The organism is Moorena sp. SIO4A5, from assembly GCF_010672005.1.
Classification (GTDB): Bacteria; Cyanobacteriota; Cyanobacteriia; order Cyanobacteriales; family Coleofasciculaceae; genus Moorena.
Window position 1 is genome coordinate 22,792 of sequence record NZ_JAAHHZ010000014.1, and the last position, 24,363, is coordinate 47,154.

A 24,363-nucleotide genomic window follows, 5' to 3' on the forward strand; every position below is an offset into this window, starting at 1 on the left:
ATTAATCTGAGGGTGGTGGGCAGTGCCTAGCACCCTGATTTGCCGGGAAATGAATTGGTCTCAACTCCTACATCTACTCCCTACTCCGGTTCCCCCCTTATTAAGGGGGGTTAGGGGGGATCGAACACTCCCTGGTTGGTGGGCAGTGCCAACCCAAGCCGATGGCAAGGAAATCAATCTAACTCAAGCACTGGCCACCCTACATCTACTACATCTACTCCCTACTCCAGTTCCCCCCTTATTAAGGGGGGTTAGGGGGGATCGAACACTCCCTGGTTGGTGGGCAGTGCCAACCCAAGCCGATGGCAAGGAAATCAATCTAACTCAAGCACTGGCCACCCTACATCTACTACATCTACTCCCTACTCCAGTTCCCCCCTTAATAAGGGGGGTTAGGGGGGATCGAACACTCCCTGGGTGGTGGGCAGTGCCAACCCAAGCCGATGGCAAGGAAATCAATCTAACTCAAGCACTGGCCACCCTACATCTCTCCCGACTCCCGACTCCCTTAATAATTAATACTTGAACCATGATTAATCCCCAGAAGCAACAACCCCTTTCCCAATCATCAGAGGCTGGTTTCACAATTATGGAATCCTTGATGGCAATGCTGATTATTACAATTCTGATGCTTGGCATCTCACCCATGATTGTCTTAGGAGTGGCAAATCGAGTCCAGTCGCGACGAGTAGAACTAGCAGTGCAAGCGGCTAGAGCCTATATCGATGGTGTGCGGAGTGAAGCGATTGACCCTCCTGAACACACGGTAATTATGAAAAAGGAAGATATTTTAACAAAAAGAGCTGAATTTGCTAAGGTTGATGCTCCTGAACAATCAGACTTGAATTGTAAAAAAAATTTATATTGCGAGAATAATCAGAACAAGAGTATTTACTGCGTAGATCTCGATGGCGGTGGCTGTAGCAGTGACAGTCCAAGAGACTTAATCATCCAGGCATTTGGGAGTATCCCTTCATCAAGTGTCAAAAGTCCTCGTATCCCTTCCTCAAAAGCCACAAGTACTGATGAAAACTATTTTCTGGGGGTGCGGGTTTACCGAGCGGATGCCTTTGGTAATAACAAAGATAAGTTGGAGATTGGTGAGAAGGGGGCTAAGGCGAAAGCGATTGGACCTGGATTAAGCGATCGCAAAGCCCCCCTAGTGGAAATGACTACAGAAATTACCACAGGTACACCCAGTTATAGCGATTTTTGCGATCGCCTAGGTTGTAACTAATGTTGTAACTAATACGGTCACTACTATCAGAAACTAATCATATAAATCACAAGCAAAAACCCCAACCATGATTAGATTACTCAGAACCTTACTCGCCCACCAACTGAAAAGCAACAAGCCTAAGCTCAACCATGGCGGCTTCACTTTAATTGAACTGCTGGTGGCAATGATCGTTGCAGTACTGATCATCGCACCACTATTGAGATTTATGATTACTATCGTCGATACAGACCGTAAAGAGCAAGCCAAGGCTACTTCAGAACAAGAAATCCAAGCGGCTATGGACTACATAGCCAGAGACTTGGAGCAAGCGGTCTATATCTACGATAACTCTGGAGTAGAAAGAGACCATAACGACGAACCGGATGACTCTGGAATCCGAAACCAAATCCCACCAGTTGCTGAAGCACCAGGTTGTAAAACAGATAACTGTCAACCTGTGCTGGTATTCTGGAAGCGGAAGCATTTTGATAGAGATGACAAAGTCAATGGCACAAGGATTGGCACTTTAACCAATGACAATGATACCTTTGTCTATGCTTTGGTTGCCTATTACTTAATCACTGAAGAAAATGATAATTGGTCAAATATTGCTAGAATTGGTCGGTTTGAAATTCGTGATCAAGTCATCGATGAAACTTCAAATAAAGCCAATCAAGTTGGTATACCTGCTAGCCCAGGCTTTAAATCTTTTGATCTCGACAAGAAAGGAAGCACTCTCAAGCAAAAGTTGAATCAGTGGGAAAAAGGGGCTGATAATTACGAGACTCAAGTTCAAATCTTGGTAGATTACATTGATAACACAGCTGATAACACAGCAACGGCAATAAAACCAGATTGTCCAATTGTGTTTCCCCAAAACGCCCCTGGTATTTCACCTAAAGAAATCAAACAGAAAGAAAAAGATTTGCAGGTTCCAAGTCAAATAAACGGTGGGTTCTATGCCTGTGTGGATGCAGAAAAAAGAATCGCCCAATTATTTTTGAGAGGGAATGCTTTAGCTCGGCTTAAGAATAATCCAGAAGACTATGAATACACACCAGAGCGGTATAGCTATTTCCCTACCGTAACCATGCAAATTGAAGGACGGGGTTTCTTGAATATTAACTAATATAGCAGTTTTTAATTAAGTGAGGTACGTTTTTTTTAAGGCAAGAGGCAAGAGGCACAAGCTAAAAAATTCTGTGTACCTCAAGGCTGATTCAGCATAATACTCAAAAATACTCCTATTCCCTGTTCCCTATTCCCTGTTCCCTTTGCTATATGTTTACATCTCAACTAAAAATGTTATATTATCAAACCATAAAAGCGAAATCAAAGCAGGATGCTGGCTTCACGTTGCTGGAATTAATAGTAGTTATCTTACTAGTAGGAATTTTATCCGCCATTGCTGCTCCCAGCTGGCTGGCTTTTGTGAATCGACAGCGCGTGAATAAAGTGAATGAGAGAGTATTAAGTGCAATCCAAGAAGCCCAGCGAGAAGCGAAAAAGAAAAAACTCAGCTACAGTGTTAGTTTTAGGATGACCGAGGATGAAGGTCCACAAGCGGCAGTTTATCAAGATAAGAATAATAATGGGAAAGACAACACACCAGAGACCTTTCAATGGCAGAGTTTAGTTGGTGATTTAGGTGTCAAACCGGAGCAAGTTTGGGTGGGTACAAACCTAATTGATCACAACAAATCTGGCGGAACGTTATCCATTTTGGAAGATGAGAGAAAAATTACCTTTGATAACCAGGGCGTTCTCAAAAATGCACAAATTGCCCCAGATGACTTTGGCTTAGCTATCGTAGTAGCTATTCGCGATCCTAGGGATAAAGATAACCCGATTGAAGCAACCAAGCGATGTGTAAAAATAAAAACTATCTTGGGTGCAATGGAAGCTAATAAAAAAGGGACGGAATGTAATCTTTCAACATAGTGTTGAGTGGGGTATAAAGTTGACACTACCCGCGTCTTTAGACCGGGGAGTGTCAATTCACTACTCCCTACTCCCTACTCCCTTCGCTATAACAATAAAGCTAAACCAAAGACAACCGAAAAATTTCTGAACTCGATAATTCAAAACCTTTTTTGATTCAGAAGATTCTCCCTGTTAGTCGTTCAAAAAATTAAATTTAATCGAACTATATCAAGCAACAATTAAACCGAGATCTTGCACCATTGTCATTAATCGTAGGGTGGGCAGTGCCTACCTAGGCGCTTTGCAAGCTTCTGAATCTGTCTGGGGCACTGCCCACCCTACATGAACCAAGCTTATTGATAATGGTGCAAGATGTGAGTTAAACCTACTTAAATCAGGGTAATATTTCATGCAATTTAATAGCCAACAGGGCGATCAATCCCGAGCTGATGCGATCGCTGGATTCACTGTACTGGAAACTATTCTGATAGTATTAGTAGTTGGAATATTGGCTGCGATCGCAACCCCCAGCTGGCTTACCTTTATCAATCATCTGCAGCTCAACATAGCCCAAGACCAAATCTACCGAGCCATGCGGATTGCCCAAAGCAACGCTAAACGAGACAAAGCGACCTGGCAAACTAGCTTTCGAGAAAAAGATGGCATTGTCCAGTGGTCAATTCACCGAGCTATGGGAAAAACATGCATCGAAAATCAAGTCCATTGGCATAGCCTTAACCCTACCATCGCCATCTACAAAGACAAAAATAAGAAAGGTAAATCCGAGACCACCCTAGCCAAACCAAAGGGAGACTGTTCAAATACTGGACCATGGCGAGTCCAGTTTAACCACAAAGGAAACACCAACGGACAACTCGGACAAATCACCATAATCACCAAGAATAATAGCACCACCCAACGTTGCGTCTACCTATCCACCTTGCTCGGAGCCCTACGCAAGGGTAGATCTCATCCTAAACCGAATAACAGTAAGAAGTATTGTTATTGAGGGAATCGGGAATCGGGAATCGGGAATCGGGAATCGGGAATCGGGAATCGGGAATCGGGAATCGGGAATCGGGAATCGGGAATCGGGAATCGGGAATCGGGAAAACTGATCTGACTCCCCATCTCCCCACACTTACCACACTTACCACACTTACCACACTTACCACACTTACCACACTTACCACACTTACCACACTTACCACACTTCCCTACTACTGTAACTCTGCCTGAGTCTTCTGATGATCTAGCTTTAAAATCAACACCCCCAGGGGTGGCAAACACAAATCTAGGGAATAGGGATGATTGTGGAAGAACCATTCATCTGTCCACTTACCCCCTAGATTACCCATATTACTACCACCGTATTGGCGAGCATCACTATTGAGCAATTCCTTGTAGAATCCCATCTCTGGCACTCCTACCCGATAATGACTATGGGGCTGAGGGGTAAAATTGCACACTGTCACAATAAACTCTTCCGAATCGTGAGCATAGCGAATGAATGACACGACACTATGGCGATTGTCACTACAATCAATCCATTCAAACCCGTCCTGGTCAAAATCCTGAGTATAAAGCGCTCGTTCCCTACGATACAAATAATTCAGGTCACTAATAAACTGCTTTAAATTTTTATGGGGTTGATATTGCAACAAATCCCATTCCAAATCTCCCCAGACATTCCACTCACTCCACTGACCGAACTCCATACTCATAAATAGAGTTTTCTTACCTGGGTGAGCAAACATATAAGCATACAGACAGCGGAGATTAGCAAACTTGAGCCACTCATCCCCAGGAATTTTCCCAAGCATATTACTCTTGCCATGAACCACCTCATCGTGAGATAGGGCAAGCATATAATTTTCAGCATGGTTGTACCACATGCTGAAGGTAACATTATTTTGGTGGAACTGGCGAAACCAGGGATCCATGCTAAAATAGTCTATTATATCATGCATCCAGCCCATATTCCACTTCAGATTAAATCCCAAACCTCCTAAATAATTTGGCCAAGACACCATCGGCCAATCCGTTGACTCTTCGGCAATGGAGAGAACACCGGGATAATAACCAAAAATTACCTGATGAGTTTGCCTAAGGAAATCCACCGCTTCAAGATTTTCCCGACCCCCATACTGGTTTGGTATCCATTCTCTATCCCCACGTAAATAGTCCAGATAGAGCATAGATGCTACCGCATCCACCCGCATCCCATCAATGTGGTACTTATCAAACCAGAACAAAGCGTTAGCTACCAGAAAATTCCGCACTTCGTTACGGCCATAGTTGAAGACTAAGGTTCCCCACTCCTGATGTTCACCTTTACGGGGATCCGCGTATTCATAGAGATGAGTACCATCAAAGAAAGCCAAACCATGACCATCTTTGGGGAAATGACCGGGTACCCAATCCAAAATTACCCCAATCCCATTTTGGTGGCACTGGTCGATAAAATACATCAAGTCTTGTGGGCTACCATAGCGCGAGGTACAGGCATAGTAACCGGTAACCTGATAGCCCCAAGACCCATCAAAGGGATGCTCGGCCAGGGGCAAGATTTCGATATGGGTGAAGCCCAATTCTTTGATATAAGGAATCAATTTTTGGGCTAGTTCTCGGTAAGTCAGGAAACGGGCTCCTGGTTTGAGGTCTGAAACGGTTACCACGGTTAGGGTTTCACCATTTGCTCCCCGAGGAAGTTCAGCTGAAGAACCATGAAGCCAAGAGCCCAGATGTAGCTCATAGACAGAAATCGGTTGCCTCAAGGGGTCAGTGTGACGCCGATGCTCCATCCAGTGGTGGTCATGCCACTGATAGTCTTCCAAATCGGTAACAATCGAAGCAGTTTTCGGTCTGACCTCTTGTTGGAAACCATAGGGGTCAGATTTTTCGTAGATATGACCTTCGGAATTTTTAATCTCGTACTTGTAGGGTTCTCCCACTCCTAGTTCAGGAATAAAGAGTTCCCAGATACCGGTCTCCCCTTTGCGCATCTGATGTTGACGGCCATCCCAATCATTAAAATCCCCGATGACTGAAACATTACGAGCATTAGGTGCCCAAACGGCAAAATAGACTCCCTCAATCCGATCAATTTCTGTAGGATGAGCCCCCAGTTTCTCGTAGATGCGGTGATGATTCCCTTCCGCAAATAGGTGCAAATCAAAATCCGTTAGTTTGGCAGAACGGAAGCCATAGGGGTCATAGCTAACCCATTCCCGTCCGCCTTTTTTAATCCGCAGTTGGTAATTAGCCAGCCGAGGTGTTTCAATTTCCACCTCAAAAAAGTGAGGATGGTGTACCGATTGCATCAGGTAAGACTTCCTTTCCGTGGGCAGAACTACCCATGCTGCCTCTGCTTTTGGTAGATAAGCCCGCACCACCCAACTAACGTTACCATCCTGCTCAAATTTATGGGAACCAAGCACTTCAAAGGGGTTATGATGTTGGTTTCCTACGATCTGGTCAATTTGTTCAGAAGTAATTCTTGAATACATTAAGGATAAACAGGTCTGGGAGGATCACCGTTAGAAAGGAAGGATTGTCCGAAACAAATCGCTCAGTTGCAGCAGGAAAATCAATTCTCGAATCTGGGGGTCAAGGCCAGGGGTGGTTGAGCGTTGTGCTATGGCATCTTGCAGTTGGGCGTATTCAGCGGGACTCATTGCCTTGCCATCAAGAGGCGATCGCGCTTCAATAATAATCTCGGTTCTCAACACCTCTTCTGGTAGATCTTCCGGAGGTGGTAAACACCAAGCTGGTCTAGCTATAAGTATAGCGATAGTTAATTCTAGGCCAATTCCTAACAATTTCAACAATTTAGCCATCACCAAGAGGATTGATTACTTAAATTGATTCGTTAATCAAATCCTATCTCAACCGATTCAGCACTGCCTGTGGCGTCTGGATTAATCAGTGTGGCTGTGTGATTGATTTACAGGAATTTCTATTGATGGGATTGGTTTTTTGCTCTAACCTTAGGGTGATAGCTAGGGTTATTGGTGCGCTCAGGTTTTTTTCTGATTTTTACTACTAATTTCTAGGCTATCACAAATTTCCGCTGTCCCTAACTCACTATTCCTCCTGAATCTGAGCTGATGCTAAGATAGGTGCGTTCTAGCATCATCTTTGTAGCTAGTAATAACTGCTACCAAGTTAATCCTGGTCAGCAGCGCTTCTTGAGTTAGCTAACCAGCCTAAGACCTCTGAAGTCTCAGCCACCAGATTGTTTTCCTGCCCTGATTAAAATTTACCGGTTTCCCATAGGTGTTTCCAACAACTAAGGAGTTTTTTATGAATGCTGTTCCTCGCTCTGCTCGTAGTCAAAGAAATCGGTCTCAGCAATCATTGGCTATTTCAAAAAACCAACGTTATAGGATAGCACGACCACCAACACATACTATGATGTCACCGAAAAACCCTCAGCCAAAGGTTGAAAACGTGAGCGTTTTGCAGCAGCAAACACCAATTTTGTTGAAAGCCTTACTATTTTTAAAACTTGGCTCAGATATAGTAACATTTACACTAATTGCTACTGCTGTCACCGTTTATTCCTGGACAGTTTACAGCCAGCAACAATGGAGCCAAGAGTATCGTAAGCTAGAGGAGCTGCAAAGAGATGAGCGCAATATGACAGCAACAACGGAAGTGATCAAAGATCAACTCGCTCAACAGGCTGAAAATCCAGCTACAGGACTGGTTACTCCTAATCCAAGTAATACAATTTTTCTCAAACGAGCTCCTGAACGTCCTCAGCGCCAGCCATTTACCGCTTTCACGAAACCTCCTGAGCCAAAACAAAAAAAAATCACACCCCTGGGTTACTAGTTTTTTGCCTAGGTATAGGGCGAATGAGGGTAGGTAAAAATATGTAATGGTATATTCATTTAAGTATATCTTGATAAGTATATTTGTTAAAAATGATAGTCAGGTAAAACCTTATGAAGCCCGGTAAGTCACTGGGAAACAACCGTTTGAGACTGCTAATGATATGGGTAATAATGATGGCAGGCGGCAGTGGGCTGTTGCTAAATTTATACCGTTTGCAAGTTTCAGAGGGATCGTCCCTAGAGGAAAAAGCACGGCGGCAGCAAATGGTCTATATGCGGCCGTTTGTACCTCGCCGTCCTATTGTTGACCGCAAGGGGAATGTTTTAGCCATCGACCGACCTGTCTATACCTTATATGCTCACCCGAAGTTGTTCAAAAAATCCTTACAGGAAATTGCTGCTTTGCTGGCTCCGATGATCAAAAAAACACCAACAGATTTGGAGGAGCTGTTCGGTAAACGTAAGAGTGGTATTCGCTTGGGCAATACGATCCCAGAAGCGATCGCAGACCAAATTGCTCGGTTGAACTTAGATGGTTTAGAGTTGATTCGACAATACTCCCGCTTTTATCCCCAAAATGAATTGGCATCAGATGTGGTGGGTTATGTAAACATTTTCGATCATCTGGGTCAAGCCGGTCTAGAATACACCCAAGAAAAGTTCCTAGAACGGGAGATAAAAAACATCCGACTGAGCCGTGCTGGCAATGGAGCCTTGATGCCAGGTCATGTGCCAGAAGGATTTATGCATCTTGATGACCTGCGGCTACAAATAACTATCGATAGTCGCCTGCAACGAGCAGCTCGCTCTGCCCTCAAGGAAACTATCAAGAAGTTTAATGCAGAGCGTGGCAGTATCATAGTGATGAATGTACACAATGGTTCCTTGTTAGCCCTAGTTTGTGAGCCAACCTACAACCCCAATCAGTACTCCAAATTCGATGTGAGTTTGTTTAAAAATTGGGCGTTGTCAGACTTGTATGAACCTGGTTCGACATTCAAACCCCTAAACGTTGCGATCGCATTAGAAACTGGTATCATTACAGCCCAAAGCTTGTTCAACGACACTGGTAAGATTCAAATTGGCGAATGGCCGATTCTCAACCATGACTATAAATCAGTAGGCGCTCGCGGGATGATCAATCCCACCAAGATTCTGCAACATTCCAGCAATGTGGGCATGGTGAGGATGATGAAAAAGATGAAACCTGAGGTTTACTATGACTGGTTAGAGAAGCTAGGCTTAAAGCAAAAAGTAGGAATTGAGTTACCAGCTGAGACGGCTGGACAGCTCAAAAGTAAGTACAAGTTTAAAGTTTCCCCAATTGAACCAGCTACGGCTTCCTTTGGTCAAGGCTTTTCATTAACCCCAATTCAGCTAACTCAGATGCTAGGTGCCCTTGCCAATGGCGGTAAGCTAGTGACTCCCCATGTGGTTCGCGGACTGTTTGACACCAAAGGGAATTCCCACTGGCAACCACGCCGTCCTGCACCGAGACGAGTATTTTCCCCCAACACTACTCGGACAGTGGTGGAAATGATGGAAACTGTAGTAACTGATGGTTCTGGAAAGGCATCCCGTATTCCTGGTTATCGGATTGGTGGTAAGACCGGTACGGCTCAGAAAGCCAGTCCTAATGGGGGCTATTACAGCGATGCCAAGATCACCAGCTTTGTGGGAATTTTGCCAGTAGAATCTCCCCGCTATGTCATCTTAGCAGTAGTGGATGAACCCCAAGGCAATGCCTTTGGTTCTACCGTAGCTGCACCATTAGTCAAATCAGTTATAGAAGCACTGATTGCCATTGAGCAGATTCCACCATCGTCTCAAAACTTCCGGTAGTAGGGCAACTTTGTTTTCAAATGAGTACAATTCAAGCTCTGGTTTGACTTGTCTGCACCTGTGCTAATAATTGATTAATGTTACTGGCTGCTGGTTTACAACTAAGTCCCTGACAAACTAAACCAATAACAGAATCTGGCAGATGGGTATCTAATTGATAAACACTGACGGGGAAATACCCACAGATCAGGGAGGTAAGTTGGTCAGCACCAGCGCGAATCAGAGTGCAATTGCGGTACCAATCTAAAGCAGTAAATATACTGGGACAGGATTGAGGGGATGTGTTGAGTACGCTACTAAATGCTTTCAAGGCTTCTTCTGCTCGGTCAAGGTATCGCAAATCTTCAGTGAGTAAAGCCAGACGTACTAGGTTAGCGATCGCTACGCCATTGGCAGATGGTGTGGCATTATCCGTATAACTACGCTCGTTTACTAACAGTTGATCACTAGGGTCAGTGGCAGCATTATAGTAACCACCATTATCCACACTCCACAGCAATTCATCAAACTCCTCCTGAACCTTAACAGCTTTCTCTAACCAACTGGCCGGTGACAGGTTCATCGGTTGCAGATTTGAACCTTGGCCTTTTGCCCAAGGTTGTTCTACTGACAAACTTGCTTGATGTAAATCTAGCAAAGCTTTGATAAACAAAGCATAATCCTCAGACTGAGCCAGCACTGCCGGTTGACCATCATAGTTTAGTCGGTGGAATCGTCCTGCTACCCATTGATTATTGAGGATGAATTGAGCAGCAACAGTTGCTAGTTGCCAATAGTCCGGTTCAAGAAACACACTATAGGCTCGCGCTAGACCAGAAATCATTAAGCTATTCCAGGCAACAATCATTTTGGTGTCCGTTACTGGTGGAATTCTACCGAGCCAGTTCCGGGTTTTTGCCTCTTGATTGGTCTTGGCTGGTGGAAAGGTTTCCAGGAGATCCGGTTTGGCACCATAACGTGCTTCAAACAGTTTAGCCAAAGCAGCTTCAGTGTTCTGGGAAAACTGATCTGAGTAACGGCGCTGCAACACATTCTTGCCTTCAAAGTTGCCCTCTTTGGTCAGAGTAAATTCTTCCTGAATTGCTGTAAACTCCGATGGGCTTAGCAGTTGTTCTAGTTCTGAATAACTCCAGACATAAAACGCCCCTTCTTCAGGTTCACTGTCTGCTGGGGTCGCGAAATTATCTGCATCTTGAGCAGCATAAAAGAAACCATTCGGAGCGGTCATTTCCCGCTTGAGCCATTGAACTGTTCCTGCGATCGCTCGTTTAAAAGCGGCTTCCTGAATCCCTGCACTCCACAAATCTACCAAGTACTCCACAATCTGCCCATTGTCATAGAGCATTTTTTCAAAGTGGGGTACTGTCCAAGTGGGGTCAACCGTGTAGCGATGAAACCCCCCAGCGACATGATCGTAAATACCCCCCTTAGCTAAGTCTAGTCCCCGCTTTGCACAAGCCTGCTGTGGATTATACTCCGATGCCCAATCGAAGCGAGTAACCCGTAGTGCCATACTGGCATAGGGAATCATGGGGAAACGTGGACCTGGATTGAGATCATTAACGACACCCACACTAACTTGACCACCGATAAATAGCAAATCATCACCAAGCTGCTCTGATTCCGGTAGTACTGCTGCCTGTTGGAGGTATCCCAGGATGTCTTCTTTGAAACTGTTAAGCTTGCCTTTTTCTAAATCATAGAAGCGACGAATTGATTGGAGCAACTGCAAAAACCCCGGTCGTCCGTAGCGTGGTTCCACAGGGAAGTAGGTACCTCCATAAAAGGGTACCAACTCATCGGGTGTCAGGAAAATATTAAGGGGCCAGCCTCCTTGACCTGTCATCATCTGCAATGCTAGCATGTAAATGCTGTCAATATCCGGTCTTTCTTCCCGGTCTAGCTTAATCGGAAGAAAATTAGCATTCATATACTTGGCAATTGCCTGATGGGAAAACGCTTCGCCCTCCATCACCGTACACCAGTGGCAGCTAGAGTAACCGATAGACAGGAAAATTGGCCTATCTTGTTTTCTTGCTGTTAATAGCGCTTCTTCACACCAAGGCCACCAATCGATCGGATTTTCAGCATGCTTACGTAGATAAAGGCTTTGGGATTGGGCAAGGCGGTTAGTCATGACAGCTTCAGTAGTCGCTTCACCTTAAGTCTACCTTGGTGAGTACTGAATCATTGATGTATTTGTGGTTAGTTATTTGTCGTTAGCGGTTCGGCAAAAGAAGCCCCACACCTAATGCGCAGCATAGGTGTGGGATGAATTTTGCACAGGATATGCATGGATCAGGGAAACGAGCTATCAAGCTTCTAATTAATTCTGACTGAGTCATTCCACGTCGCTGCGCTTCTTGTATCAACTGTCTTTTTTCAAAATCGGTAATCCTGATTATCAATTTTTTATCTTTCATCTGGATTACTGTTTGTATATACATATATTATAATTATAGTAGTAGGTCGATGAGAATTAAGGCAAGTCAATGAGAATTGCGTACCAGTATCGGTTAAAGCCAACAAAAGAGCAAAAAGCCAAAATAGATGACTGGCTTTTGATGTTGTGTGCTCAGTACAACTATCTTTTGGCTGACCGATTCAACTGGTACGAGCATAATCGGTGCTCAATTAACGCATGCCCTCTTGTTTGTCATCTCCCTGAATTAAGGGAAAATCCTGACTATTACAGCCAAAAGAAAACCCTCCCAAATCTTAAAAAGACTCATCCTCACTACAAGGGGATACATTCCCAGGTACTTCAGGATGTAGTAAAAAGGGTTAAATTAGCTTTTGATCGGTTCATTAAAGGAGACAGTAAGGGCAAAAAAAGCGGAAGACCCAGATTCAAAAAACGGCACCGCTACCGTACGTTTACTTATCCTCAGATGAAAGAAGAATGCTTGGAGGGCAATCTGATCAATCTGCCTAAAATAGGGAAGGTTAAGGTTGTATTGCATCGCCCTATCCCTAACGGCTTTAAGATTAAGACGGCTACTATCACTAAAAAATGTGATAAGTATTATTTGGTTTTGTCTCTGGAAGACAAAACAGTTACCGAAATCAAGACTAACATTAATCCTGACTCAATAGTTGGTATTGACGTTGGTCTTAAAGAGTTTTTAACAACTTCTGAAGGGGAAACCATTCAAGTTCCTCAATATTACCGGAAAGCTCAGAAAAAGTTAAAAGTTATCCAAAAACGGGTATCTCGACGGAAGAAAGGAGGGGCTAACCGACTCAAGGCTATTAAGCAACTTGGAAAACAACACAAAAAAATAGCAGACAAACGGAAAGACTTCCATTTCAAAACCGCTAATTATTTGCTATCAAAATATGATGTAGTCGCTCATGAAAAGTTAAACGTCAAGGGACTTGCTAAATCCCGATTGGCTAAATCTGTGTTGGATGCTGGGTGGTCAAGCTTCCTAACAATCCTGATAAGCAAAGCCTTAAATGCTGGCTTGTTGGCGGTTCCAGTAAGCGCCCAGAATACTTCGCAGAATTGTTCCGGTTGTGGAAAGAAAGTTCCTAAAAAACTGCATGTTCGTTGGCATGATTGTCCCCATTGTGGATGCAGCCTCGACCGTGACCATAATGCAGCAATAAATATCAAAAACAGAGCGGCAGGGTTTGAAGTTACCGTAAGATAGTGGAGCCTTAATCAAAAAGTTTTAACCCTTTTATGCATAGCCGACTAACAATAAAGGCTCCACTATCTAAGGTTTCGTCTCTCGGCAGTCCGTTCTTAAAGCCCAGTGCCTCCGAAGCGATGGCTGGATTGACTGGGAAGCCTACACTGAACCTGCAAGGTCAGTGTAGGAGCTGTCACTCATTTGTGATTCACTAGGGTTATTACGGTAGTTAAAAATGACCAATTACCAATAACCAATCACTATGAAACTTTGGTTTCCTCAAAAGTATTGCCAAAGTAATGATGATAGTAATCATAGGCACCGGTAGTGTACCCTTTTAAACCATTAGCAACTATACCCAATACTGTGCTATGAGCAATTCTCAATTCCGAGAGAGCTTCTTTAAACAAAACTTGGTTAGCTTTCCCTAAGCCTACCACCATCAATATCCCATTGGTATTAGGCTCCAGAAGTCTTGCATCCGCCAGACCAAGTAGGGGAGGGGTATCAAAAATTACTAGCTCAAACCGCTCTTTGAGATATTGAACTAAATTGTGCATCTTTTGGGAATTGAGAAGCCGGGTGGGGTCGGGGGAAATTTGACCAGCAGTTAGGACAGAAAGATTTTCCTCTAGAGGCGATCGCTGAATCACATCATCAACCTTGATTTCGCTAGAAATAACATCGCTCAGTCCCCACAAATTAGGTAAATCCATCTTCTGATGAATCTGAGGAAAGCGCAGATTACCATCTACGAGTAAAACCTTTTGCCCCATTGCTGCTGCTGCCAGGGCTAAGAATATAGCCGTAGTGGATTTACCATCTGCTGGTTCAGCAGAACTTACCACTATAGCGCTAATGGGTTTCTCAGAATACAGACATTGGAGATTAACTTGGAGACAGCGAAAAGCCTCTAAAAGAGGAGAAATCTGGTAACTACCAGATCCCACACCGAGTTGTGGAGCTGAGGCTTCCGGCTCGGGTATTATGCCCACACCAGTAACAGTAGTGCATTTCTGGAGTTCTTTGTTAAAGGGGATTGTGCCTAATATTGGTAAGCGAGTATACTCTTTGAGATCGTCGGTGCTGTTAAGTAACTGATGTAACTTTTCTGCTAAAAACCCAGCTGTGGCACCTGCAACTATCCCTGCTGCTGCACTTAGGAGCAAAGTATCAGGCAAATTGGGGGATATTGGTTTTTGAGGTTGTTGCGGCTCAACAATTGTCTGCCAAGGGATGCTGGTTTTAGCTGACTCAAGTTCCAAAGTTTCCCGAACTGACTCAAAGCGGTTTAGGCTTTCTGTTGCTTCCTCAATCTTCTGCTTGAGTTCTGTATATCGATGGGCAATCACAGCTAGCTGTTTGAGTTGTTCACTCATCAGACTTTCCCCTTTAGTGATTGCGGCCTGGCGCATCTCTAAAACCTTGATTTGGTTCGCCGTCTCTACTAGCTGAATCAAATTTAGGCGAAGTGTACTTGAAGAACCCGATTGACGATTGCCACCAAACTCTTGAATACGGCTAGTCATCACCCTTTCTGCTTCCTGACTTAACAGGGGGAGTAAATTTTGCTGTTGTTGCCTTAATCCTTTAAAGGTAGATTGGTTTTCCTTGAATTGTACCAAATCCAACACCATCTGACTTTCTACAGTAGAAAGTTGGCTGAGCAATTGTTGATAACGGGGTGTTGCGATCAGGTTAGCTACTGCTTCTGCTTGCTGTGACGATAGCCCCAACTGACCTTTGAGTTTACCATACAGTATAATCGTGTCTCGCAGCTGAGTTTGGGTAGCTTGTCTGTGTTCGACAATAGCATTGACCCGATTCGTCAACAGTTGACCCTGAAGTTGTGGATTAATCAGGTTGTACTTCTGCTGGAGTTGCTGGAGTTGTAGCTGGAGCTGATTAATTTGCCCTTGTATTTTCGGCTGCTGATTCGAGACAAATTGAATGCCTTGTCTGATGCTAGCCTCTTGTTGTTGCTGAGAGTACTCGATGTAGCCCAGAGCAACCTTTTCCAAAACAAATTCAATTCTTTCCGGGTCTGAATCTTGGTAGGCAACTTCTAAAATTTTGGTTTCTCCCAGTCGGGATACCATGATTCCTTCCCGGAGAGTATGATAGTTTATTTCTGGATATTGGGTTTGAATTTGCTCCACAATCTCAGACATAACCTGAGGAGAGCTTAATAGCTGAATTTGAGTGTCATACTCGAAACTTGTAGTTGGAGCAGCAATGCTATTTCCCCCGGGTTTTCCCTGTAACTCAAACGGGTCTTCACCAGAGCTAGGTTCGAGTAACAGTTGGAATTTGCCTTCATAGATTGGAACTACACTTAAGGTTTTGGCAATAATTCCGGATATGATAGTAAGGGCCACCCCTGCCATCAAGATAGCTCGACGACGAGCAGCAGCTAATATACGACGCAGATCGAGTTTGCTGGCTTCCAACTCATGGACTCCCCCTGTTAGTTGTGGAGAAGATCGATACTGCTGTTGACCACTAGGGTTAAATAGGGACGGCTTATAAGCTCCTTGGGAACCCATAATTCTTCTTCTTGCTACTTGGGGATTGGGAATTGGAGATTGGATAACTGGTAGGATGCATAAACCCTAGTTACATGCTAGTTACAGGAACATCAGGAATGATCAGCGCGGCTTTGTGATCAGTATCGATTAGCCCGAAGGGCTACGCTACGCGAACAGCAATAACCTTGAATTTTCCTTGCTTGAAGGTGAAAACAAGAAAGTTCATTTAACATCATTCCTCAGCAAGAGGCAATCGCAAACAAAATAGAGGATATCCAATTTACCAAACTTTCCCAATTTACAGATACAAGAGTTCTGCAACCCATCAGGATGAATAAGATGAAGGAAAAAGGCAAAAGGAATAGTAGCGTCGTAACTTTATCCTTTAACCTTTGAGATCTATCCTGATTGCCAGGGAATGAATGTGCCCAATAGATTTCAGGCACTAGTTGTTGCCAAATTCTCTGATTTTGCTTCCAGCAAGCTCTCATAGAGCTGACTCAGCTGATGGGCAACACCATTCCAGCTAAACATATTTTCTACCCTTGCTCTTGCCCCTAAGCCAAGTTGATTTTTCCAGTCGTGATCCGAGAGAATCCGGTCGATAGCAGCCGCAAAAGCATCAGCATCTTTGGGTGGTGCCAGTAAGCCAGTTTCTTCAGATACAACGGTAAACTGAAGACCACCGACATCACTAGCTACTACAGGGGTGGCACTAGCCATGGCTTCGATGGCAACTAAACCAAAAGGTTCGTAGTGACTTGGTACTACGCAAACATCAGCTGCCGCATAATAAGCTGGAAGTAGTTCATCAGCAATGCGTCCAGGAAATGTGGTGATAGTTTGCAGTTCCAATTCAGCGACAATCCCTTCAATGCGATCGCGTTCCATACCATCTTTCTCACCAGGACGAGAACCACCACCAATAATCAGCTTTAAGTTAGCATCACCCCGTAGCTGGGAGGAACCAACAGCTCGAACTAGGGTTTCAATGCCCTTGCGTTCGTCAAACCGTCCCACGTAAAAGATGATTTTGTTTTCAGGGCTAAGTCCAAGTTTTTGCCGTGCTTCTAAGCGGTTAATCTTGCCAAATCGGTCAATGTCGGTACCACAGGGAATAATATCAATGTCGCCCTTACTTGAAACTAGCGATCGCATGTGTTCTTGTTCTTGGGGAGATGTAGCCACAATGCGTTCTGCTGTTTCTAGCACTGCTTTTTCTATCTCCAAGCGAGTAGCAGCAATCTTCGGAATTGTTTCTACTGACTCGTATTTAACTGCGCCTAGGGAGTGATAGGTGTGAAGTTGAATGAGGGATTGACGCTTCTTCCACTCCATACCCACCCAAGCCGAAAGCCAGTAGTTTGTATGTACTATTGAGTAGGTAATGCCTGATTGCTCCTGAAACTTAAGCAATTCGGTTAAAAACTCACCGCAGTATTCAAAAATCTCTTGCCGTGGCACAAATGCTTTTGGACCAGCAGTTAGGCGAATAGTGCGACAACCCGGAGTATGTTCAACGATTGTGGCTTGGTTGGAACTGGAGAGGCGAGTAAACATATCGACCTGCCACCCTTGCTTAGCAAGAGCTTCACCCACTTGGCGCACATACACATTCTGTCCTCCAGCTTCTTCCTTACCGATTTCTATCGCTGGATCTCCGTGAACGGATATCAGAGCAATGTGCTGTGTATTTTTCGTATTCATAGGCTTTTTTTATGTTGGAGCTTACAGAAGGTTTTCAGGTATGGGGAGTCTGACCTCTATCCGGCTAAACCCTCAGCGTCGAGCTTTTACACACTCACTTAACAAATTTTAACCTCTCAGAGGTGCTTAACACATCAGTGGATGGAAGTAAATTTTTAACAATTAATTTATAATAATCTTAACTTACTTGGCTACATTATTATATGGTATATAATCTTTCTCAGACGCTTCTGGGCTTTCAGGCACGTCTTAATAGCTGGCTGATCTACCTCACTTAAAACTAGTGCATCAGTCAGAGATTGGTAGAGTCCGAGAGTCATCATAGATTTTCGAGATCATTTTCGTATTGCAGTGGTGTGAGCGATCGCTCATAGTTTCTCATCATAGAATTTACCCAAAAAATTGGGTAATCGCGCCCCGTCCTTCGTTCGACGGCTTTTTTTTTAAACTTTTTATTGACAGTTTGTACTAGGTGTGCTACTATAAAATTATAAAAAATATACTTTTAAACTAGAGAGATACTATCTAACCATAAGTAGGCAACGTAAAAAATATGTATCAGATACATATTGCGTAATTTAGTCTAACGACTTAAACGTCGTCTATAAATTTAGATAAAAAAAGTATCTATCTATATAAAAAAAAGATCTAAAAAAAAGGTACGGTGGGGTTAGAAGTTACCGTAAGAAGAGTGGAGCCTTTATAGTTAGTCGGCTATGAGTCAAAAGTTTTAACCTTTTTGATTAAGGCTCCACTCTTCTAAGGTTTCGTTTCCGGCACACCGGAACCGGGATCATTGAGCAATCACGCTCATGGAGAATTGTCCTCTACTCTCCCTGACTCCGGTTTGGGTGAGCAAGACAGCAAGGCCGTAGGCCACGCTACGCGAACGCTGAAATGAGAATCCCCGTCCTTCCAGGGCGGGGAGTGTCAAAAGCTCAAAAATGTGCTATCATGGATAGACACTACCTTGGAGAGGTGGCTGAGTGGTCGAAAGCGGCAGATTGCTAATCTGTTGATAGGTTCAGGCCTATCCGAGGGTTCGAATCCCTCCCTCTCCGTTGAGTATCCTCAACTGGCAAAAATCAAACTTTCGTTGCTTGGAAAAGCGGTGCGGCCCCGCGCTTTTTAAAAGCGCTAGGGAACGGGCACCAAGAGATCTGGAAAATTTGATTAAGTCTACCTAGCTCAATAGCTTCTATTTGTCCCTTTTCTACCTGCCAAAGTTAGAGAAGCTGTAACCAATGCCAAAGGAGATTCCCACATCTGCGGCACCATCAACGAAAATTCCAGTAGTTAATGCAGCATTGGCCACAAAATTGGGTCCAAAAGGCCAATCAACACCACCAGTAACGATTAAACCCACATTGTTGTCATCACCTGTAGAAAAAGCCAAACCACCACCAGCGAAAGCTGAGTAAGTAGGCGGCTCAAACGGTTCATCCTGGAAAATAAAGTTGTAAGTGGCTGGGATCACAAAGGTAGCATCATCATTGATTAGTATGCTAGGACGCACTGATAGGGTGGGGGATAAATCGTATTTGCCGTTAATCATAAAGCCACCTCGACCAATATTGGTGCCATCATCAGTAAAACCGATATGACCGCCAATTCCAATATAGTTTCCAACCCCGAGGCTGTTGCCAGTAGGATCAATATTTCTCTGAGCTACAGGGGTGCCTACTTCATAGGAGGTGGCTGGTGAGGTGTCAGAGGTGGCTGGATCTAGTTGTATTTTTAGAGCTGCCACAGATGTAGCTAAGGTACCTGGTCTCGGTGAAGCTACCACAGGATTATTTAACTGTTGAGAAGGTGTTTGGGATTCCTCAATGATCGCTTCTAGCTCTTGTTTGGAGAGATCAGCACGATACTGGATAGTTTCTAAATTGGCTTCTAAATTGGCTAATGGTAACTGCTCCTGTCTGACTGTATAGTCAGCAATTGGTGCGACTGAGGCATTGAATTGGGAGCGGTTCACCAATGCACTAGGAGACCCTACCGACTTACTGGCACGAACCGCTGCCCCTATCCTGTCCAATTGCCCTAAACGGGAATTAGCTCGATGGTCAGTGATAGTGTTGAGATTGTCTGATGGCAGATTAGTTGGTCTGAATATATTTTTAGGAGTCTGTTTAGTTTCCGGATTAAATCGATCAGGGTCAACTGTGATGGTGGAAGTTGCTGCTAATTGCTGGGGTCTCACCGCTGCTGCGGTCTGGGTCAATTGCTTCACCGATGAATTATGGCTAGGTGTTTCAGCAGTAGCAGACAGCTGGTAACTGACCATGGTCAATACTGCCATACTCAGTTGCATCGAAAGGGTCTTAGGAAAATTACTCTTCACACTCACTCCTCAAAAACTACTTGGTCATTGGTTAGGGGTAACAAACTTAGCAGTTAGCCAAAAGCTAAAAGCTATAGTTCTTGGTCAGTAACTTGTAGCTGCTAGCCAGATCAGATCAGGTAAAGTACTCAAGAATTTGAACCCAATCCTAGGATAGTCTAATCATCCCTTGAACTTTACCAGATAGAAAGAGCAGAATAACCTCATTTTGGCTTTTAGTTTTGCCCTGGGCAAACATCACTAACACAGGACTTACCCCTCTACACCTGTAAAACCTCTGTAATTCTCTATTTACCCTTGCCCGATCGGAAATTACCGATTAGACATCTCCAGAAATTAGGTTTTCACCTAGATAGGATCGGGGTTTCAGATTCTTTGTCGGAGATGTCTATTGGCTAAACCCCTGATTTTTGGCGTTGCTGAATTAAGGAATGAATGCGCGATCATCTAGTTTTATTAAAGCCCCCGTTGGTCCCCCAGCGAGCAATCCCTCGCTGGGGGACTTTGAGAGTTTTTCCCCCCAGAATTGGGGGGCTAGGGCGTGTTTTCTTGCCTCGGAGATCCCCCATTATCCCCCTTAAAAAAGCAGGGCTGTTTCATTCTCGCCAAAAATAGATGGGGAGATGGGGAGATGGGGAGATGGGGAGAATTTTGGACGAATAGTCGTGATTTTGGCCAAATTTATCTAACCCTCCTCGAAGGCCGAATCACGAGAGGCGAGTAAACATATCGACCTGCCACCCTTGCTTAGCAAGAGCTTCACCCACTTGGCGCACATACACATTCTGTCCTCCAGCTTCTTCCTTACCGATTTCTATCGCTGGATCTCCGTGAACGGAGATCAGAGCAATGTGCTGTGTATTTTTCGTATTCATAGGCTTTTTTGATGTTGGAGCTTACAGAAGGTTTTCAGGTATGGGGAGTCTGACCTCTATCCGACTAAACCCTCAGCGTCGAGCTTTTACACACTCACTTAACAAATTTTAACCTCTCAGGTGTGCTTAACACATCAGTGGATGGAAGTAAATAAATTTAACAATTTATTTATATAAAATGATAACTTAAGTCGGGCACTATATGGTAGTGTTTAGCATCTTGAGATGCTTCTGGGATTTGACACAGGTCTTTATAGCTGGCTGAATGTCCCTCACTTAAAAATAGTGCATCATTCAGCGATGCCTCAGGTGCGACCCGTGGCGAATTTAATTGGACGACTGTAAGCGCACCATTACGGTCTTGGGAAGGCAGCGCAGTCTTGGGGGTTTCCCCCATGTTTGTAGTAGTGTGAACGATCGCTGATGGTTTCTAATCAGAAAATTTACATTACTAGCAGTTGACAACTTCAAAAATGTGCTATTATGGATTGACATCACCTTGGAGAGGTGGCTGAGTGGTCGAAAGCGGCAGATTGCTAATCTGTTGATAGGTTCAGGCCTATCCGAGGGTTCGAATCCCTCCCTCTCCGTTGAGTATCCTCAACTGGCAAAAATAAAACTTTCGTTGCTTAGAAAATTTGATTAACTCTACCTAGGTCTTTGTAAAAAGGAGGCATAAGATTCAGTAATTATGCATCTTATGCCTTCTTTGCTTATATCTGTCCCTTGTCTACCTGTCAAAAGTTAGAGAAGCTATAACCAATGCCAAAAGAAATTCCGAGATCTGTGGCACCATCAATGAAAACTCCACCAGTTAAAGCAGCATTGGCAACAAAATTGGGTCCAAATGGCCAATCAACACCACCAGTAACGATTAAACCGACATTGTCCTCATCACCTGTAGAAAAAGCCAAACCAGCACCAGCGAAAGCTGAGTAAGTAGGCGGCTCAAACGGTTCATCCTGGAAAATAAAGTTGTAAGTGGCTGGGATCACAAAGGTAGCATCATCATTGATTAGTATGCTAGGACGCACTGATAAAGTGGGGGATAAATCGTATTTGCCGTTAATCATAAAGGCACCTCGACCAATATTGGTGCCATCATCAGTAAAACCGATATGACCGCCAACTCCGATATAGTTTCCAACCCCGAGGCTCTTGCCAGTAGGGTCAATGTTTCTTTGAGCTACAGGGGTGCCTACTTCATAGGAGGTTGGCTCTGAGGTGGGAGAGCTGGCTGGATCTAGTTGTATGTTTAGAGCTGCTACAGATGTCGCTAAAGTCCCTGGTCTCGGTGGAGCTACCACAGGATTATTGAACTCTTGAGAAGGTTTTTGGGATTGCTCAGTGATCGCTTCTAGGTCTTGTTTGGAGAGATTACCAGGATACTGGATAGTTTCTAAATTGGCTAATGGTACCTGCTTTTGTGTGACTGTATAGTCAGCAATTGGTGCAACTGAGCCATTGAATTGGGAGCGGTTGACCAATTCATTAGGAGACCCTACCGACTTAGTAGCACGAACCGCTGCTCCTATCCTGTCCAATTGCCCTAAACGGGAATTAGCTTGATGGTCAGTGATAGTGTTGAGATTCTCTGATGGCAGACTAGTTGGTCTGAAGATATTTTCAGGAGTCTGTGTAGTTTCCGGATTAAATCGATTAGGGTCAAGTGTGATGGTGGAAGCTGCTGCTAATTGCTTAGGTCTGACCGCTGCTGCTGTCTGGGTAAATTGCTTTACCGATGAATTATAGCTAGGTGTTTCAGCAGTAGCAGACAGCTGGTAACTGACCATCGTCAATACTGCCATACTCAGTTGCATCGAAAGGGTCTTAGGAAAATTACTCTTCACACTCACTCCTCAAAAACTACTTGGTCATTGGTTAGGGGTAACAAATTTAGCAGTTAGGCAAAAGCTAAAAGCTATATTTCTTGGTCAGTAACTTGTAGCTGCTAGCCATTGAGATCAGATAAGCTACTCAAGAACTTGAACCCAATCCTAGGATAGTCTACTCATCCGACCAACTTTACCAGATACAAAGAGCAGAATAACCTCATTTTGGCTTTTAGTTTTGCCCTGCGTAAACATCACTACTAACACAGGACTTAGCTATCTAAACCTCTAAAACCTCTGTAATTCTCTATTTTCGGTTGCCCGATCGGAAATTAGCGATTGGCGTTGGCTCCTGATTTTTCCTCTCTCTTGGTGCGCGTTCACGCTTGTCGGGAAACCCGACCGGGGTCGCACCGCTGAGTGGCGTAAGTCCACTTGCCAGATCCCGAGGCGCTCGATCTTTTTCCTTAGAAACTGGGATAGCACCTTACCAGCTTCTAGAAGAACCCCTCCTGCAACAAACCCAACTCCAAGCTCTACGCCAGCAGTTGGAAAAAAACGGTAATCCCACCGCTTTCCCAGACACGTCCATCTTTAATCAGAATTGGGACGATTGGCGGTGAACTACCCCGACCTACTAGGTTGAGGTCGGGGCTTCCAGCTTGGCCTTTGGCCACGCTACGCGAACACGGAAGAATGCCTTAACTTGGACGGGCGTCCACGTCTTGGTCTTACTTCTTCTCCACTGGCGTTGACCTCCCCCGTCCCAGAGGAGGATAGCATTCTGATCCCTTCTGCCCTAATATTCTTTGCCGCATTACCATCTCTGTCGTGGTGAGTTCCACAACTTGGACAAGTCCAAGCTCTTACATCAAGCGGCAACTCCTTGATCTGGTAATGACAATTAGAGCAGGTTTTAGAACTAGGGAACCATCGGTTTATCTCGACTAATACTTTCCCGTCTTTTTGGCACTTATAAGAAAGGAAGTTTACAAAGGTTCCCCAAGCCAGATCAGATATTGCTTTAGCTAATTTATGGTTACGAACCATGCCCTTGACATTTAGGTTTTCGACTACTACTACTTGATTCTGATCTACTATCTTTCTAGATAGCTTATGCAGGTAGTCTTGGCGGACATTTCTAATCTGTTCGTATACCTTAGCTACAATCTTTACGGCCTTTTTGCGCCCATTACTACCTTTTTTCTTTCGGGCAGTAATACGCTGTTTTTTGGCTAGTTTTTTTTCATACTTAGCCAAATGTTTGGGATTACTGAACTTAGAGGTCTTTTCGCCATCATAGGTGATCGCAAAATCTTTGATGCCCAAATCAATACCGATCACCTTCCCATCAGTGGATGACTTTACATGGTCACCCTCATACTCCACTAACACAGAAGCGTAATACTTACCAGAAGGGTCTTTACTGACTGTCACCGTTTTGATTTCCCCGTCTAATGGTCGATGGATTACTGCTTTGACAATGCCCAGTTTTCCAGGGAATTTCAAATAATTACCAACTTGTTTTACGTTTTGGGGATATTGAATTGATTGGCGATGATGATATGATTTGAACCTAGGATATTTAGCTCTACCTTGGCCTATGGCCACGCT

Annotated in this window: 20 protein-coding genes, 2 tRNA genes and 1 pseudogene; 11 read left to right on the forward strand and 12 right to left on the reverse strand. The window is 44.2% G+C overall.

Annotated features, from left to right (window positions below; all coding sequences use genetic code 11):
• Positions 1-22 precede the first annotated feature (22 nt).
• The 6 genes from F6K57_RS07830 (at position 23) to F6K57_RS07855 (ending at position 4,151) form a co-directional block, all read left to right on the forward strand.
• Positions 23-526 (forward strand): hypothetical protein, encoded by a 504-nt coding sequence (locus F6K57_RS07830; RefSeq protein ID WP_293066312.1) that lies wholly within the window; start codon positions 23-25, stop codon positions 524-526.
• A 3-nt stretch (positions 527-529) separates the two neighbouring features.
• Positions 530-1,237 (forward strand): hormogonium polysaccharide secretion pseudopilin HpsB, encoded by a 708-nt coding sequence (hpsB, locus tag F6K57_RS07835; RefSeq protein WP_293035999.1) that lies wholly within the window; start codon positions 530-532, stop codon positions 1,235-1,237.
• Between the two features lie 67 nt (positions 1,238-1,304).
• Positions 1,305-2,348, forward strand: a complete 1,044-nt coding sequence (hpsC, locus tag F6K57_RS07840; protein ID WP_293036001.1) for a hormogonium polysaccharide secretion pseudopilin HpsC — start codon at positions 1,305-1,307, stop codon at positions 2,346-2,348.
• Between the two features lie 152 nt (positions 2,349-2,500).
• Complete coding sequence (locus F6K57_RS07845; protein ID WP_293036003.1) at positions 2,501-3,160, forward strand: prepilin-type N-terminal cleavage/methylation domain-containing protein; 660 nt, start codon at positions 2,501-2,503, stop codon at positions 3,158-3,160.
• Positions 3,161-3,166: 6 nt separating this feature from the next.
• A complete protein-coding gene (locus F6K57_RS07850; RefSeq protein WP_293028047.1) occupies positions 3,167-3,316 on the forward strand; it encodes a hypothetical protein in 150 nt (49 codons plus the stop codon).
• 235 nt (positions 3,317-3,551) lie between these two features.
• The gene (locus F6K57_RS07855; protein WP_293036004.1) at positions 3,552-4,151 is read left to right on the forward strand and encodes a type II secretion system protein; all 600 of its coding nucleotides are present in this window, start codon (positions 3,552-3,554) and stop codon (positions 4,149-4,151) included.
• Here the strand turns inward: F6K57_RS07855 and F6K57_RS07860 are convergent.
• The 3 genes from F6K57_RS07860 to F6K57_RS07870 form a co-directional block, all read right to left on the reverse strand.
• Positions 4,145-4,273: a hypothetical protein gene (locus F6K57_RS07860; RefSeq protein WP_293066316.1), complete on the reverse strand. Its 129-nt coding sequence runs from the start codon at positions 4,271-4,273 to the stop codon at positions 4,145-4,147. The two genes, F6K57_RS07855 and F6K57_RS07860, sit on opposite strands and share 7 nt — an antisense overlap.
• Positions 4,274-4,362: 89 nt before the next feature.
• Complete coding sequence (gene glgB / locus F6K57_RS07865) at positions 4,363-6,651, reverse strand: 1,4-alpha-glucan branching enzyme (RefSeq protein WP_293066319.1); 2,289 nt, start codon at positions 6,649-6,651, stop codon at positions 4,363-4,365.
• Positions 6,652-6,681: 30 nt separating this feature from the next.
• Entirely contained in the window at positions 6,682-6,981 is a 300-nt protein-coding gene (locus F6K57_RS07870; RefSeq protein ID WP_293066322.1) for a hypothetical protein, read from the reverse strand.
• Positions 6,982-7,447: 466 nt separating this feature from the next.
• On the opposite strand from F6K57_RS07870, the gene F6K57_RS07875 reads away from it, so the two are divergent.
• A complete protein-coding gene (locus F6K57_RS07875; RefSeq protein ID WP_293066325.1) occupies positions 7,448-7,981 on the forward strand; it encodes a hypothetical protein in 534 nt (177 codons plus the stop codon).
• 158 nt (positions 7,982-8,139) lie between these two features.
• Positions 8,140-9,825, forward strand: coding sequence for a penicillin-binding protein 2 (locus tag F6K57_RS07880; protein WP_293066328.1), 1,686 nt, complete (start codon positions 8,140-8,142; stop codon positions 9,823-9,825).
• Between the two features lie 31 nt (positions 9,826-9,856).
• Here the strand turns inward: F6K57_RS07880 and F6K57_RS07885 are convergent, their stop codons facing one another.
• Positions 9,857-11,962, reverse strand: a complete 2,106-nt coding sequence (locus tag F6K57_RS07885; RefSeq protein ID WP_293066330.1) for a thioredoxin domain-containing protein — start codon at positions 11,960-11,962, stop codon at positions 9,857-9,859.
• 355 nt (positions 11,963-12,317) lie between these two features.
• On the opposite strand from F6K57_RS07885, the gene F6K57_RS07890 reads away from it, so the two are divergent.
• Complete coding sequence (locus F6K57_RS07890) at positions 12,318-13,481, forward strand: transposase (protein ID WP_293066333.1); 1,164 nt, start codon at positions 12,318-12,320, stop codon at positions 13,479-13,481.
• A gap of 242 nt (positions 13,482-13,723) precedes the next feature.
• On the opposite strand, the gene F6K57_RS07895 is transcribed toward F6K57_RS07890, so the two are convergent.
• Together F6K57_RS07895 and F6K57_RS07900 are read right to left on the reverse strand one after the other, a co-directional pair.
• A complete protein-coding gene (locus F6K57_RS07895) occupies positions 13,724-16,009 on the reverse strand; it encodes a polysaccharide biosynthesis tyrosine autokinase (RefSeq protein ID WP_293066336.1) in 2,286 nt (761 codons plus the stop codon).
• A 420-nt stretch (positions 16,010-16,429) separates the two neighbouring features.
• Positions 16,430-17,698 (reverse strand): glycosyltransferase, encoded by a 1,269-nt coding sequence (locus tag F6K57_RS07900; protein WP_293017450.1) that lies wholly within the window; start codon positions 17,696-17,698, stop codon positions 16,430-16,432.
• A gap of 972 nt (positions 17,699-18,670) precedes the next feature.
• Here F6K57_RS07900 and F6K57_RS07905 point away from each other — a divergent pair.
• Positions 18,671-18,759 (forward strand) — tRNA-Ser (locus F6K57_RS07905).
• Positions 18,760-18,911: 152 nt separating this feature from the next.
• On the opposite strand, the gene F6K57_RS07910 is transcribed toward F6K57_RS07905, so the two are convergent.
• The 3 genes and pseudogenes from F6K57_RS07910 to F6K57_RS07920 form a co-directional block, all read right to left on the reverse strand.
• A complete protein-coding gene (locus F6K57_RS07910) occupies positions 18,912-20,042 on the reverse strand; it encodes a hypothetical protein (protein WP_293017451.1) in 1,131 nt (376 codons plus the stop codon).
• Positions 20,043-20,752: 710 nt separating this feature from the next.
• Positions 20,753-20,917: pseudogene (locus F6K57_RS07915) on the reverse strand (glycosyltransferase family 1 protein); the annotation flags it as partial.
• A 169-nt stretch (positions 20,918-21,086) separates the two neighbouring features.
• Positions 21,087-21,314 (reverse strand): hypothetical protein, encoded by a 228-nt coding sequence (locus F6K57_RS07920; protein WP_293066339.1) that lies wholly within the window; start codon positions 21,312-21,314, stop codon positions 21,087-21,089.
• A 104-nt stretch (positions 21,315-21,418) separates the two neighbouring features.
• Here F6K57_RS07920 and F6K57_RS07925 point away from each other — a divergent pair.
• Positions 21,419-21,507: transfer RNA gene (locus F6K57_RS07925), tRNA-Ser, on the forward strand.
• A 147-nt stretch (positions 21,508-21,654) separates the two neighbouring features.
• Here F6K57_RS07925 and F6K57_RS07930 read toward each other — a convergent pair.
• The 3 genes from F6K57_RS07930 to F6K57_RS07940 all read right to left on the reverse strand — a co-directional run.
• Positions 21,655-22,767, reverse strand: a complete 1,113-nt coding sequence (locus tag F6K57_RS07930) for a hypothetical protein (protein ID WP_293066341.1) — start codon at positions 22,765-22,767, stop codon at positions 21,655-21,657.
• A 518-nt stretch (positions 22,768-23,285) separates the two neighbouring features.
• Complete coding sequence (locus tag F6K57_RS07935) at positions 23,286-23,426, reverse strand: hypothetical protein (RefSeq protein WP_293066344.1); 141 nt, start codon at positions 23,424-23,426, stop codon at positions 23,286-23,288.
• Position 23,427: 1 nt separating this feature from the next.
• A partial coding sequence (locus tag F6K57_RS07940; protein WP_293066347.1) for an RNA-guided endonuclease TnpB family protein occupies positions 23,428-24,363 on the reverse strand: 936 nt, incomplete at its 5' end.